Genomic DNA, 13,352 nt, shown 5'->3' with positions numbered 1-13,352 from the left:
ATAAGGGTTGTTTTTTACCCTGTGGGCCAGGTTATAGTGACGGCGGACCCGCCGCGACAGGTAATTTAACAAGGAGTTAACTTATATATGAAAAAGAAAGTGCTTATACTTTTTCTTGCTGCAGCGCCGCTCTTCTCTTTTGCTGCGACCCGCTCCTGCAGCGATAAGATTACTGCGCTGGAGAAAAAAATGGCGCAGGCCAAAAAATATAATAACCGTGCCGAACTTTCCCGGCTTAATATCGCCCGGCATAAGGTGAAAACCTATTGCACCGACGATCGACAGGCGCAGCGGGCTAATAAGGCTATCAGCGAGCAGCAGCGAAAAGTGAAAAAGGCAGAGTTCGAGCTGCAGGATGCGCGGCAGGAGCTGAAAGAGGCGCAGGCAGACGGACGGCTGGATAAGATTTCTGAAAAAATGCACAAGGTAGAGGAGAAAAAAGTAAAGGTTGCGTCGGCGAAGCGCGCGCTAATCCAGGCGCAGGCTGCTGCGTCGCACCTTAATTAATACTCTGCCTTACGCAATGTGATTAAGTCAGGCCCGCTGCGCTGAGCCTGCTTCAGGCTGCTTATTATCCCGCCGCACGTGTTATTCTGCACGCGCCTGAGCGCGGCCGCTTTTTACGCAAAGTGGGCAGGAAATAATCTCGCGGGCAAGAATAAAGTTTAACCGTGAAGAGCGCTTCGATAGAAAGAGTGGCGACGGATGAGCACAGCTGCCATAACGGCAGATAAATAATTAAGTCGCGATAGCGCCGCAAATAACTTACGCCGTTGTTACTGACAGTCGGGTGAATCTTCTTCGCTCCTTCCTGCTATCGCGTTATCGGCTCGCTGGCGACGCCGCCCTGCAGAGAAGGGCGGCGCTGGCTGGTGATAAAAACGACCGTCACGCTATTACAGGCGCAGCCAGGTGCTTTCCGTCAGGCATATTTAATTACTTATTTGCAACTCATGTTTTCACTGGAGAAGGGCGGCGAAAATCCGCGCCAGTCAGAATTGACGAAGATCATAAAAGAGAGCGGCGGAAAAGTTATAATCAGCGGCGAGTGTTGTTATGTGACCCGAATCACACAACCTCATCAAAATGTAATCTTTGTGTTTTTGGCTTTTTTAAATTTACCCTGTTTATTCAGGGTATTTTTTTGCCGATTTTCAGACCGGCAAAAAACAGGCGTGATAAGCATCGGTAGGCGTTATTTCAACGCGAGGGCCAATAAAAATTAACCGTTTTGTTCAGACTGGCGTGCGGGTAATTAACGCGCGCCATTATTGTTGTAAAAAACCAGGGGTATATGATGTTAAAAAAAACTGCGGCTGAATTTTTCGGCACGTTCTGGCTGGTATTTGGTGGTTGCGGAAGCGCGCTGCTCGCTGCCACCTTTCCGCAATCAGGCATTGGCTTCGCCGGGGTGGCGCTCGCCTTCGGCCTGACGGTCCTGACCATGGCCTGTGCGGTTGGGCATATCTCCGGCGGCCATTTCAATCCTGCCGTGACGCTGGGCCTGTGGGCGGGCGGTCGCTTTAGCGTGAAAGGCGTCGTTCCTTATATTATCGCGCAGGTTGCTGGCGGTATCGCCGCAGCGGGCGTTCTCTATCTTATCGCCAGCGGCAAAGCGGGCTTTGATGCGACCGCCAGCGGCTTCGCCTCTAACGGCTTTGGCGAGCATTCGCCGGGCGGCTACTCCTTACAGGCAGCCGTTATTATCGAGCTGGTGCTGACCATGTTCTTCCTGATCGTTATTCATGGCGCAACCGACAAAAAAGCGCCAGCAGGCCTGGCACCCGTCGCGATCGGTCTGGCGCTGACCCTGATCCACCTGATCAGCATTCCGGTAACCAATACCTCGGTCAATCCGGCGCGCAGTACGGCGGTTGCGCTTTTCCAGGGAACCTGGGCGCTGCAGCAGCTCTGGCTTTTCTGGCTGGTGCCGATTGTCGGCGGCTGTATCGGCGGCCTTATTTACCGCTTCCTGCTGCAATCTAAAGATTAATTATCACGCGCGCTGTCGGTCGTTTAAAAACCTCGCTATCTGGCGAGGTTTTTTTATCCGCATTATTTGATCAAAAAGGCCTTATTATTTCTATGGGAAAATGACGTTAAGCGTAACGGCTGAGCGCCAGCTAACAGCAAAATAAGCGCTGCGTTATAAATATATATTTGTAATAGCGTAGGTGATTCAGCATAAAAGGTGCTATTCTTTGCTTTCTGGGTACGTTGTCATGAGCGCAGGAAAACCCTTTGCGGCGTCGCTATAAGACGCTGCTCACTATTAGACATACATGAGTGTCTTTAAAACAGCGTTAGCTGAGCGAGTCACTGATGAAAGAGGGTTTCTACTGGGTGCGATCGGGCAGCGAGCCTTTGCAGGTCTGGTACTATTTATCGCAATACGGCTGGTATCGGCCACAAACGGCAATTCCCATTACTGCCGCTTATTTTCGACAAATGGCCTTTGAAATAATTGGCGACAGACTGGTGCCTCCCTCCTCTGTTGACGCAGAAAAATGTATCTTGTGATCGTTTAAAACGAAACGGTAAAAATACCGCTGCATCTGGCGCAACGCAGCGGCACAACGCTAAATATCTTTAAGAAAGATGCTTTATTCCGTTTACAGCCTGGGCTATGCATGCCCTGTGAAAGCGTAAGCGGGAAATGACTTTTTTGAACAATTATCTTTTATCTCCCTGCATTATAATGCTCAGGCCCGGCTTATACCCGGATGCGCGCATTAATTATTATCAGGTGAATAAAGTGAACTATAAGCAGTTTCAAAATAAAATAGAGTCCTGGGAGAAAATCTCTTTTACCGCCATTATATACAGCCAGTATGGCGCGGATTTTGAAGTGTATGCCATTGATGAACACAGCAATACTAAAAGCCGCATCTTTCTCTGCTACGCCGAAAATGAGGCGGAAGCGCAAAGGCTTGTCGATCAATATTCTGTATGGCTGGCGAAATTCAATAGTCTTGCACGCAAACGCCTCAGCAGCGAACAGGCGATGAAGAGCGCGCTGATGCAGCAGGAGTAGCGGCAGCACAAGCGAGACGACGCGCGAAAGAGGCGGCTGAGGCTGCCTCTCTGCGTAGCCAACAGCCCGCGGTGCGCTAATATTTTCTGGGAAGACAGATTGACGTTTAGCTTGCTTATCTGTGGCGCGCGTGCGTTAATCGTTTGTCAGTCTGATTAGCAGACAATTTCAGAGTTAGTTTATATTGTATTTCTCATCTCAGTGGGCGCCACAACAAGCCTTTCTTTTTGAGTCTACCTCAGGTTCTGATTTATTTCTGCCATTCAGCCTCTTATGCCGTAAGGCTAACTAAAAAGGTTTTATATTATGTCGAATAAAATTTTCGGAACCGTGAAGTGGTTTAACGCAGAGAAAGGTTTTGGTTTTATCTCTCCGGAAGATGGCGGTAAAGACGTTTTCGTCCACTTTTCTGCTATTCAGGGCACGGATTATCGCTCGCTTGACGAAGGTCAGCGCGTTGAGTTTTCTGTTGAGCAGGGGCCAAAGGGGCCGTCAGCCGTAAACGTTGTGGGGCTTTAAGATTAGCCTTGCAGCCAGACGCTTCCGGTGACCGGGTACAGCATCCTGTCTCTGCGTTCGAACGGTGCAATAGCAATCCTTATGGCGCGACATGCATTTTTTGCAAAAGCGCTATGATTCTTGCCGACATCTCCGAACGTTAAGGGTTTTGCCGCTCTCTTGCAGAAGAGAGAGTAAAAGCCGCGCATCCGCCTGTTAAGGCATCCTCCGGGATGCCTTTTTTATTGCCGCAGGAACAGCGGCACGCCTGATGACGTCAGCGCCTTACGCCAGCAAAAAAAAAGCCCCCAAAAGGGGGCAAGGGGTTGGAGTAACAGCCGCTCAGTAAGGTTCGTGGATTTCATTACCGAGCCGCTTAAATATAGCCAACCCCTGGGATAATTGCCTGTAAGAAGGGCGATATATATATGTAGAGGTCTAACCATTAGGTTTCTGTAGAAATGGAGTGGTTGAAATATATTGCTTTTTTAATTCTGAAAACGATTACTAAGAATGCTCCGCAAGTCGCCTCTGACAGCAAGATAACTGGAGCGTGCTGGATGGGCCACGCTTTCCTGCTGAGCAGCAGTTGCAGCAGAGGTGACGCGCGCTGTCGTGGAAAAAAGAGATAAAAAAGCATCAGAGGTGAGCAAAGAAAATAAAAAATACCCCCGCAAAGCAGGGGGGAGTCATAGCAGATATAAAACGGACTCGTCGAGCAATATCTCTGGTGGAGGCTTCGGCTCAGAATTAATTTTAAGCATAACACAGTTAATAAAGGCCGCTATTGATTTAAAAATAAATAATTGTTTTAGCCTCTAACGATCTGGCTTCTACCTTTCAAGGTGATGTTATTATATGGCTGCTATTAATATAGCGATTTTAGCCTTTTCCAGTAAAGAAAGGGGGGGTTAATACCTCTGGCGATAGCGTACCTCTCTTTTATCTGCAACAACGACCCAATCCATTTTGACCGGACGACAGAAAGAGAGGGGAGGCGATACGGCAGAGGAACAGGCAACGGCATCGCGGCGTCGCCAGCAGATAAAGCTGAGCGTGAGTTGAGCAGGCGTCGCGCATATTATCGCCATATCAGTTTGAATTAAGTCGATATTTTGTTCAGGACGGCGCCGCAGGCTCCAGGCTTACAAAAAATAATCCCTTCGGCGTCAGTGGCTTCAACATTTTTGCTGTCGCTGCGCCTTGCCTAAACCATGAGTTTGATATTACTGTATTTATATACAGTATCCAGCAGAAGGAGTCTTTCTCATGAAGTTATATCGCCCCGCGGAAGTCCGCGACCTGTTGCCTTTGCCGCTTTATATTGAGCGCGTGCCCTGTGGTTTCCCGTCGCCGGCGCAGGATTACATCGAAAAACGTATCGACCTGAATGATCTGATGGTGCAGCACCCCAGCGCAACCTACTTTCTCCGCGTCAGCGGCGATTCAATGATCGACGCGGGCATCTGCGAAGGGGATATGATTGTCGTCGACTCCTCGCTGACGGCAAAACATGGCGATATTATCGTCGCCGCCATTGACGGTGAATTTACCATCAAGCAGCTTCGCATCCACCCCTCGGTGCTGCTGATGCCCGCCAACAGCAAACACAGCCCCATCCCCATCAATACGCCCGAAGGTCTGCAGGTATTCGGCGTCGTCACCTACGTCATTAAATCGACGCACTGATATGTACGCGCTGGTGGACGTGAACAGCTTTTACGCCAGCTGTGAAACCGTCTTTCGCCCCGATTTACAGGGGGTTCCCGTCGTGGTGCTCTCCAACAACGACGGCTGCGTTATTGCCCGCAGCGCAGAGGCCAAAGCGCTCGGCATCAGCATGGGCGCCCCCTTTTTTAAGCTGAAAGAGGCGCTGCGCCAGCACAGGGTGCAGGTTTTCAGCTCTAACTATGCGCTCTATGCCGATATGAGCCTGCGGGTCATGACCACGCTGGAGGAGATGGCACCAGCGGTGGAGATGTACAGCATCGATGAGGCCTTTCTCGACCTGAGCGGCGTCAGCTTTTGCCAGCCGCTGGAGGCCTTTGGCCGGGCGGTGCAGGCGCGCGTGAAGCGGGAGCTGCATCTGCAGGTGGGCGTTGGAATTGCGCCCACCAAGACGCTGGCGAAGCTGGCCAACTACGCGGCGAAAAAATATCGCGCTACGCAAGGCGTGGTCGACCTGTCGCACGCCGAGCGGCAGCGTAAGCTGATGGCGCTGGTGCCGGTAGAAGAGGTGTGGGGCGTCGGCGCGCGCATCGGGAAAAAGCTGCAGCAGATGGGCATCGAAAACGCGCTGCAGCTGGCTGACAGCTCTACCTGGGTCATACGCAAGCACTTCAACGTGGTGCTGGAGCGCACGGTGCGCGAGCTGCGCGGGGAAGCCTGCCTGGACCTGGAGGAGATGGTGCCGACCAAACAGCAAATCGTCTGCTCACGTTCGTTTGGCACGCGCCTTACCGAGTACGGTGACGTGCGGCAGGCGGTTTGTCAGTACGCCGAGCGGGCAGCGGAAAAGCTGCGGCAGGAAAACCAGTATTGCCGGCAGATCGCGGTATTCCTGAAGACCAGCCCGCACGCGGAAAACGAAGCCTACTATGGCAATCAGGCTATGGGGCAGCTGCTGACGCCGTCAAACGACACCCGCGATATCGTCCGCATTGCAACAGAGGCGCTGGATCGCATCTGGCTGGACGGCTACCGCTATATGAAGGCGGGCGTTATGCTGGGGGATTTTTTCAGCCAGGGCGTGGCGCAGCTCCAGCTATTTGACGCTTACGGGCCGCGAGCCAACAGCGAGGCGCTGATGCAGGTGATCGACAGAATTAATCAGGCGGGCAGGGGAACGCTCTGGTTTGCCGGGCAGGGCATCGAAAAGAGCTGGGCCATGAAGCGAGAGATGCTGTCGCCAGCTTATACCACGCGCTTTTCAGATTTGCCGATCGTCAAATAAGCGAGCGGCCTGATGTCTCAGTGTTTCTTCACGCTGGAGGGGAGCGGTTCGCTATAGCCGCGCGGGGGTTCGGTGACGGCGCGCGCCGAGGGGAACTCCTGGCGTATCTCCGCCAGCGCCAGCGTCAGCGCCTGTTTCCTGTCGCTGTCGCGCTCCGTCATCGCCATCGCTTTCAGGCGATTCGCCAGCGAGGCGCCTGAAATTGAGGCATTTTGTTCAAGCAGCGCGGTGACCGCTTCGCCAATCAGGTAATCAGTGAGTTTTTCAATCTTACTTCTTTGCATAGCCGCATCTCTTATTACAGTGTTGCCCGTTAACGGGAGAGAGACGGAAGGCGCGCTGGCTGTGTGCAACTTCGCCTGTGGCCAGTGTCCGTCAACATGCTCTCCCTGACACGTTCCACTGTGAATCATGCTGCGGGCGGGGGACGAACGCAATGGCAGCCTGCAATTTATCATTCACGCTTAAATAGCAGGCCAATAAGTTTTTGATAGTGCTGCTCTTCTTCCGGAGTGGATGCCAGCTCAAGACGCGCAAGCAGCTTTGTGCAGAGCATTTTCCGATTGAGCTGTTTACCGGCGCGCAGAATCTCGACCACAATTTCACCTAAGGTTTCCTGCTGGCACGGCAGCACGGCCTGATTGAAGTAGTGAGCAATATCACTGGCTGCGGTTGACCTGTTTCCAGTCTGGCGCATAAGCAACCCTTAAATATCCGTATGGTTAAAATGTAATCAGCTAAGCGATGCTTAAAGTTATACAACTTATGCAAGCTTGTACAGAATTACCTGCACTGGCGGGCGTTTATTTTTTGTGCTTTATCGCTATAGCAATATTAACAACGGGTTAGCTGAGAGCGGGCACGGCCTGGCGTCAGTTTAATTTACTGGCCAGCAGGCGAATGGCGCGCTCGCAGGCGGCTTTGGTCTCTTCATCCTGCGCCCGCGCGCCTGCGCGGTAAAGCGCGCCAATAATTTCCTGTAGCGGAAGCGCTTCGCCAGGTTGCAGAAGTTGCGCCACCACGCGGCCTAGCAGAGCATAAACTTCCTGGTTGTCAGCAGTTTCATTGTGGTTCACTCTGTCTCCTGGAAGGCGATAGCAAATAGGTAATCTCTGGTACATTAACTTTTTTACTGCTTTATCGAAAATCGGCCGTGTGAAAAAAAGATGCGGCGCGCAATATATTTAGGAAATAATTATTTCCTAATAGGCCAAATGAATTAATCCAGAATGCCAAGCAGCATATTAATCGTTTCTGCTCCATTAGTCACATCCTGAACTTTGCCAACCACGCGCATGCCGAACGCCACGCACAGCAGCAGGCCCGCTGCCGTCTCCGCATCCAGCGCAGCAGAGACCGATCCATCCTCTTGCCCTTCGCGAATCAGGGAGATTAAAAAGTTGCGGTTGCGCAGCACCGCCTGACGCACCAGGTCGGAGAGTTCAGTATCCAGGCTCTGCAGCTCGACGGTGCTGCCGACCACCAGGCAGCCGCGGCGACCTTCGATTTCACGCGCGGAGTCGAGGTAAAACTGCAGCAGCTCGGCAATGCGCGCTCTGCCGGTGGTATGCGGCTGAAGACGCGCGCGCAGGTCGGCACCGCGCACGCTGATATAGCGCTCAAATACGCGCAGGAACAGGGTACGCTTGTCTTTAAAAGCCTTATAGATACTGCCTGCCGTCAGGTTCATCGCTTCGCTGAGATCGGCCACCGACGAGGCGTGGAAGCCTTTTTGCCGGAAGACAATCATTGCGTTATCGAGGGCGGTATCGGTATCGAAGGCTCTGGGCCTGCCGCGCTCTCTGACCGGCGCGGCGGATGTCCGGGATGTCGTCATTGCTCAGTTTGAAAAGGTATTTGCTGCCAAATTACCACAATCGCAAGCCTCAGGAAAAAAATAAAAGTCTGGCGGTGCGGTGCGTGGGTTAAAACAAATGCGTCACAGGCGACAGCGAGAGAAATAAGCAGGCTAAATAATTACTTTTATTAACCAGAACGGGCAGCGCTATGGCGGACGCGCGCGCTCAGAAATTTCAGATATGCAGCGATAATTTTTACGCTGCCGGCGCGCTGGCCTAACCTGTGGACGTCAACATAAAAAAGGATGACTTATGAAATCTCTCTCAACGTTTGGTGCCGCAGCGCTTGTGGCATTCACTTTCTCTGCCACGGCGGCTGAACCTGCCACGATGAAAAACCCCATCAGCGTTCACGTGCTGAATTTGCAAACCGGTATTCCTACCGCTGGCGTGGCGGTGGAGCTGGATCAAAACCGCAACGGCAGCTGGGTTAAGCTCGCCGAGGGGGTCACCGACGCCAACGGCCGCATCAGCGCGCTCTATCCTGCGGGCAAGCAGGCGGAACAGGGCACCTATAAGGTGGTGTTCAAAACCGGCGACTACTACGCTGGCGTGAAGCAGAAGACTTTCTTCCCGGAAATCCCGGTGATCTTTACCCTGGAGAACACCAGCCAGCACTACCATATCCCGCTGCTGCTCAGCCCTTACGGCTACTCTACCTATCGCGGCAACTAAGACCTGTCGCGGCAACTAAGCGGCATCAGATAAAAAACAGCCTGACGCGGGATAGCGCTCAGGCCTTTTTTTTACCGGGCCGGGTAACAGATCAATCGCGGACCGGCGCGCAACGCGGCGAAATTAAGCGAAAACTAATCTTTATTACGTAGGCTGCAGCAGCTGATAACGGCAGGTCAGGCGCCTGCTCAGGAGAGAGGGAACGCCTGGTGCCGTAGCGCACTTTGTCAGTCAAACCAGATGCTGATTGTTTTGACCGGAGCCTACCTTTTTGCTGCGACTGCTTTTTTTGTTAATCGGCGCGCCAGTGCTGCGCGCCAGCTGGCCAGCTCTGCTGGCGGCCGGCACGCTGTGCCTCAGTGCCAGCGCGGCCATTGTGCTGGAGAGTTTTTATCACGCCACCCTCTCCGTACCGCTCTGCCTGCTGAGCCTTTTTCTCCTCGCCGAAGGACTTATCCAGGCCTGGCGTGCGTGCGCCGGGTTTGAGCGCGGCTGGGCGGCGCAGAGCAAAGCGCTGACGCTGCTGCTGCTGGGCGCGGCGCTGCTGGCTGCGCCGCACGAGAAAGGGAGCTGTGGCGCCTGGCTGTTTGCGCTCGCCTTTTTGCTGGACGGCGGTTTTCGCATTATCGCCTGCGCGCTGATGCGCTGTCGCCGCTGGCACTGCAAGCTGGCGATCGGCGGCGGCGAATGGCTGCTCAGCCTGATGATCGTCACGGACTGGCCGCTGCCCCATCGCGTGCTGATCCCGGCTGGATTCGCCGTGGTGCTGCTGGGCTGGGCGCTCTCGCTGCTGCAGATCGCCTGGCAAATCCGCGCCTTGCCGCCGGAGACCAGCGTAGCGGCGCTGCCGCTGTTTACCCGTAAAGGGGTGCGTAATCCGCACGGGCTCGATTACCGCCACGTTCCCTGCGACGGTACGCCCGCCAGCGAGCCGCTGACCATCTATATCTGGACGCCGCTGGGATCGGGCAGCGTTGCCGGTCGTCGTCCCTGGTTTGATCGCTGGGTCGCCGCTATCGATCACCGCGGCCAGGTTTCTACCGGTCATACCTCGCTGGCGATGGGCGACAGGCTCTACGTCAGCCTCTATCCGGTGGAGGATATAACCGGCACGCTGGGCGGCGTGCTACAGATGCTGCACGCGCGTGAAGAGAACGACGTTGCCGGCTTTCACCAGCGCTCGCTTGAGCGGGAGATCAAAGAGTGGTGCCTGCCCGATAAGCGCCTTTCGCTGCCGCACTATAACCAGCAGGCGCTGATCAACTACTGGGCGAGCCAGGGCCAGGATTGTCGCTACAACCTGACGTCGCGCAACTGCTCCACCAGCGTAATGCAGGCGCTGGACGTCGCCACCGAAGGCCTGCTGGGGCTGCGCGGCGTGCGCGGCTACGCGGCGCTGCTCGATCCTGACTTCTGGCTGCTGAGCCTGATCCGCAGCCGGGCGGAGGGGATGACGTGGACGCCGGGTCTGGTCATGGATTATGTTCAGGTGCTGCGCCGGGTGCTGGCGTCTCAGCTGGGGGGTAATAAGGGTCGGGACCGGGTTGCGGAGCGCGTGCGGAAAAATAATCATGCCTGCCAGACCGAGCGCGGCTAATTATTTATTAAATGGACGGCCTGAATAAAAGAAGAGAGTAAGAAAAAATAAATAGCGGCTGAGTGCGGTCAGCCGGAAATAAAAGGCCGGGAGGATAACGCCCGGCCTTTTATTTTTAACTGGCGCTTTTATCCGCCGCAGTACGGCGGCTGAGTTTGCCGCCGACGCGTCCCGCCTCGACCGCGCGCTCGCGGTTATATTTAAAATTACCGCTGCTCATCTGCCCGCCTTTTTTTCCCGCTTCACGCGCTCTGTCGGGATTTTCAGCAAAGTTACCTGCTCCACCACGTCGCTGAGTCATATCAATTCCTCTCTGTATAAAATAATAATTAAAAAAGAGTTTCAATGCGTTTTAACTATGTAAGGTGAAGAGCAATTTAGCAATGTAGCATAATGGATGAAACTTAAGGCGTGGAGGAGGGGGTGAGTAATCGTTTCCTAATAGTGAGGTTTCTAATCATCTATCTCAGAAAGAGATTTTTTCGCATTTTGTACAACTGTGAAATGAGTTGTACAATTTGTCCCATTGTGCGGAAATGTGATGTTGATCACATTAAAAAAGGCGGTTTTTTATCTCCAGCTTAAAAAAACAGCGCCCGGGGATCGGGGCGCTGTTTACACAGGACGCGGGGTCAGGTGGCTACCACGGGGTTACGGCCGACGGAACAGCGCAAGACTGCGCCCCTCCAGCTCAAAGTCCTTCTCTTTGGTAATCACCAGCCCCTTGTTGTCGTTGTCGGAGGTGGTAAGCTCCAGCACCCAGCCGCCTTCGCCAAACTGCGGAATGCGGAACGGCACCGTGCCCTCAAACGGGTTGATCAGCATCAGCACGTCGTGCCAGATACCCTCTTCGGTTTGCAGATCAGGACGGCCGATATAGACGCCCAGCGTCGAGCCTTCCTCCCACTGCTCCTCCTGCTGGAAGCCGCCGCCGGCGTTAAACCACTTGATCTCCATGCCGTCACGCCAGCTCTCGCGGCGCAGCAGCGGCTGCTCGGCGCGCAGGCGGATAACGTGGCGCGTAAACTCGCGCAGCGCCTCTGCGCTGGCAGGGAGGTTCTCCCAGTGTACCCAGGAGATCTCGCTGTCCTGACAGTAGCCGTTGTTGTTGCCCAGCTGGCTGCGTCCGAACTCATCGCCCGCCAGCAGCATCGGCGTGCCGTGGGAGAAGAAGAGGGTGGCGAGGAAGTTACGCTTCTGGCGCTCGCGCACCGCGTTAATCCCTTCATCCTCGGTCGCCCCCTCCGCGCCGTAGTTATAAGAGCGGTTATCGTTGTGCCCGTCGTTGTTATCCTCGCCGTTGTCGTCGTTGTGCTTCTCGTTGTAGGAGACCAGATCGTTCAGCGTAAAGCCGTCATGGGCGGTGATAAAGTTGACGCTTGCCCAGGGACGACGGCCGCGCTGATCGTAGAGATCGCCGGAGCCGAGCAGGCGCGCGGCGAAGTCGGTGGAGACGTTGTCGCCTTTCCAGTATTCGCGCACCGTATCGCGGTATTTATCGTTCCACTCCGCCCAGCCCGGCGGGAAGCCACCGACCTGATAGCCGCCGGGGCCGATATCCCAGGGTTCGCCGATCAGCTTCAGCTTCGACAGCACCGGGTCCTGCATAATGGCGTCGAAGAACCCGCCGCGCTGGTCGAAGCCTTCCGGCTCGCGGCCGAGGATGGTGCCGAGGTCGAAACGAAACCCGTCGATATGCATCGATTCCGCCCAGTAGCGCAGGGAGTCCAGCACCATCTGCAGCACGCGCGGATGAGAGGTATTCACCGTGTTGCCGGTGCCGGTATCGTTGATGTAGTAGCGGTGCTGATCGGGCAGGGTGCGGTAGTAGGAGAAGTTGTCGATGCCCTTAAAGGAGAGCGTCGGGCCAAGCTCGTTGCCTTCCGCCGTGTGGTTGTAGACCACGTCGAGGATCACTTCGACGCCGGCGTCGTGGAAGGCGCGCACCATATCGCGGAAGCCCTGAATGCCGCGCGGGCCGTAGTAGCGCGGCGCGGGGGCGAAAAAGCCGATGGAGTTGTAGCCCCAGAAATTTTTCAGCCCCCGGTCCAGCAGGTGCTGATCGTCCGGGAACCAGTGTACCGGCAGCAGCTCAACCGAGGTGATGCCCAGGCTTTTAATGTAGTCAACCGTGGCCTGATGCCCCATGCCTTCGTAGGTGCCGCGCAGCGTCTCCGGCAGCGCCGGATTAAGCTGGGTGAACCCCTTTACGTGCGTCTCGTAGATCACCGTGTTCGACCAGGGAATGCTCGGACGGTTATCGTCCTGCCAGTCAAACTCGTTGGGATCGATGACCCGACACTTGGGCATAAAAGGCGCGCTGTCGCGCGTGTCGAACGTCAGATCTTTATCCTCATGCAGCAGCTCATAGGCGAAGTGCGCCTCGTTCCACTCGATATCGCCCGCCAGTTCGCGCGCGTAAGGATCGATGAGCAGCTTGTTGGGGTTAAAGCGATGGCCGTTCTCCGGGTCGTAAGGGCCGTAAACGCGATAGCCATAAAGCGCGCCGGGCTTCAGGCCCGGCACGTAGCCGTGCCACACCTCATGGGTAAACTCCGGCAGCTCGAGGCGCGCGATCTCATTCTTGCCGCTCTCATCGAACAGACAGAGCTCAATGCGCTCGGCGTGGGCGGAAAAGATGGCAAAATTCACGCCTTCGCCGTCGTAGTTGGCCCCCAGCTGCTGTCCCGAACCTGATGTAATAGTAAACTCTGTAGCCTCAGACATTTATCCCTC

General features: G+C 54.8%; 15 protein-coding genes. 9 read left to right on the top strand and 6 right to left on the bottom strand.

The genetic code is table 11. The features are described 5' to 3' along the window. The first annotated feature begins 87 nt into the window (after positions 1 to 87). From LB453_RS14105 to umuC, 7 genes are all read left to right on the top strand, one after another. A complete protein-coding gene (locus LB453_RS14105) occupies positions 88 to 507 on the top strand; it encodes a DUF1090 family protein (RefSeq protein ID WP_103795514.1) in 420 nt (139 codons plus the stop codon). A gap of 365 nt (positions 508 to 872) precedes the next feature. Next, a complete protein-coding gene (locus LB453_RS23365; RefSeq protein ID WP_318011369.1) occupies positions 873 to 1,226 on the top strand; it encodes a hypothetical protein in 354 nt (117 codons plus the stop codon). Between the two features lie 71 nt (positions 1,227 to 1,297). Beyond that, the gene (aqpZ, locus tag LB453_RS14095) at positions 1,298 to 1,993 is read left to right on the top strand and encodes an aquaporin Z (protein ID WP_103795515.1); all 696 of its coding nucleotides are present in this window, start codon (positions 1,298 to 1,300) and stop codon (positions 1,991 to 1,993) included. A 672-nt stretch (positions 1,994 to 2,665) separates the two neighbouring features. Then, a complete protein-coding gene (locus LB453_RS14090) occupies positions 2,666 to 3,034 on the top strand; it encodes a hypothetical protein (protein ID WP_146053812.1) in 369 nt (122 codons plus the stop codon). 306 nt (positions 3,035 to 3,340) lie between these two features. Continuing rightward, a complete protein-coding gene (locus LB453_RS14085; RefSeq protein ID WP_103795517.1) occupies positions 3,341 to 3,553 on the top strand; it encodes a cold-shock protein in 213 nt (70 codons plus the stop codon). A 1,248-nt stretch (positions 3,554 to 4,801) separates the two neighbouring features. Continuing rightward, on the top strand, positions 4,802 to 5,221 hold the full coding sequence (umuD, locus tag LB453_RS14080; RefSeq protein WP_103795518.1) for a translesion error-prone DNA polymerase V autoproteolytic subunit: 420 nt from the start codon (positions 4,802 to 4,804) through the stop codon (positions 5,219 to 5,221). 1 nt (position 5,222) lies between these two features. Further along, a complete protein-coding gene (gene umuC / locus LB453_RS14075; RefSeq protein WP_103795519.1) occupies positions 5,223 to 6,485 on the top strand; it encodes a translesion error-prone DNA polymerase V subunit UmuC in 1,263 nt (420 codons plus the stop codon). 17 nt (positions 6,486 to 6,502) lie between these two features. Here the strand turns inward: umuC and LB453_RS14070 are convergent, their stop codons facing one another. The 4 genes from LB453_RS14070 to LB453_RS14055 all read right to left on the bottom strand — a co-directional run bounded on the left by LB453_RS14070 (position 6,503) and on the right by LB453_RS14055 (position 8,322). Further along, positions 6,503 to 6,769 carry a hypothetical protein gene (locus LB453_RS14070; protein WP_224481449.1) on the bottom strand — a complete coding sequence of 89 codons (267 nt, stop codon included), beginning with the start codon at positions 6,767 to 6,769 and terminating at the stop codon, positions 6,503 to 6,505. A 170-nt stretch (positions 6,770 to 6,939) separates the two neighbouring features. Then, positions 6,940 to 7,182 (bottom strand): regulatory protein YcgZ, encoded by a 243-nt coding sequence (gene ycgZ / locus LB453_RS14065; RefSeq protein WP_103795521.1) that lies wholly within the window; start codon positions 7,180 to 7,182, stop codon positions 6,940 to 6,942. A 175-nt stretch (positions 7,183 to 7,357) separates the two neighbouring features. Continuing rightward, positions 7,358 to 7,561: a hypothetical protein gene (locus tag LB453_RS14060; RefSeq protein ID WP_103795522.1), complete on the bottom strand. Its 204-nt coding sequence runs from the start codon at positions 7,559 to 7,561 to the stop codon at positions 7,358 to 7,360. A 143-nt stretch (positions 7,562 to 7,704) separates the two neighbouring features. After that, a complete protein-coding gene (locus tag LB453_RS14055; RefSeq protein WP_103795523.1) occupies positions 7,705 to 8,322 on the bottom strand; it encodes a TetR/AcrR family transcriptional regulator in 618 nt (205 codons plus the stop codon). Between the two features lie 274 nt (positions 8,323 to 8,596). Between LB453_RS14055 and uraH the strand changes: the two genes are divergently transcribed. Next, a complete protein-coding gene (gene uraH, locus LB453_RS14050) occupies positions 8,597 to 9,019 on the top strand; it encodes a hydroxyisourate hydrolase (protein WP_103795524.1) in 423 nt (140 codons plus the stop codon). Positions 9,020 to 9,290: 271 nt separating this feature from the next. After that, a complete protein-coding gene (locus LB453_RS14045) occupies positions 9,291 to 10,616 on the top strand; it encodes a hypothetical protein (RefSeq protein ID WP_103795525.1) in 1,326 nt (441 codons plus the stop codon). 115 nt (positions 10,617 to 10,731) lie between these two features. Here the strand turns inward: LB453_RS14045 and LB453_RS14040 are convergent, their stop codons facing one another. Together LB453_RS14040 and glgX are read right to left on the bottom strand one after the other, a co-directional pair. After that, positions 10,732 to 10,917, bottom strand: a complete 186-nt coding sequence (locus LB453_RS14040) for a general stress protein (RefSeq protein ID WP_103795526.1) — start codon at positions 10,915 to 10,917, stop codon at positions 10,732 to 10,734. Positions 10,918 to 11,267: 350 nt separating this feature from the next. Then, a complete protein-coding gene (gene glgX / locus LB453_RS14035) occupies positions 11,268 to 13,343 on the bottom strand; it encodes a glycogen debranching protein GlgX (RefSeq protein ID WP_103795527.1) in 2,076 nt (691 codons plus the stop codon). Between the last annotated feature and the right edge of the window lie 9 nt (positions 13,344 to 13,352).

Source organism: Pantoea agglomerans (assembly GCF_020149765.1).
Classification (GTDB): Bacteria; Pseudomonadota; Gammaproteobacteria; order Enterobacterales; family Enterobacteriaceae; genus Pantoea; species Pantoea alvi.
The sequence above is the reverse complement of the archived record's forward strand: the minus strand, read 5'-3'. Positions and strand labels throughout refer to the sequence as shown.